The sequence below is a fragment of the Pseudoalteromonas sp. SIMBA_162 genome (assembly GCF_046535955.1).
Lineage (GTDB): Bacteria > Pseudomonadota > Gammaproteobacteria > Enterobacterales > Alteromonadaceae > Pseudoalteromonas > Pseudoalteromonas marina.
The window spans coordinates 1-263 of record NZ_JAWJBQ010000575.1; the positions used below are offsets into that span (position 1 = coordinate 1).

Consider the following 263-nt stretch of genomic DNA (forward strand, 5'->3'; position numbering starts at 1 on the left):
GTTTGCGTCGATGCAATAGAGTTGATCGCGCAGCACCTGCAACTGTGGGAACGCGGCGCGAAACTCGGCTTCGTGACGCCAGTGCACGACCACCTTGTGCCCCCGTAACAACCCGCACGCGGCCAACAGGAAGGCGCCATTGTCGACCCCCACCAGCTTGACCCCGGCTTTGCCGGCCTGCCTGAGCAAGGTTTGGTAGCGCGGCGCCAACGCAGCTGTAGCCATTGCATTGCGGCCGCCGAACACCACCAGGTAGTCGAAAC

General features: G+C 63.1%; 1 protein-coding gene. It reads right to left on the minus strand.

Features of this window, described 5'->3' with window-relative positions; all coding sequences use genetic code 11:
* Window positions 1-263: DJ-1/PfpI family protein (locus R0J88_RS20985; protein ID WP_410901024.1), on the minus strand; the 263-nt coding region annotated here is incomplete at both ends.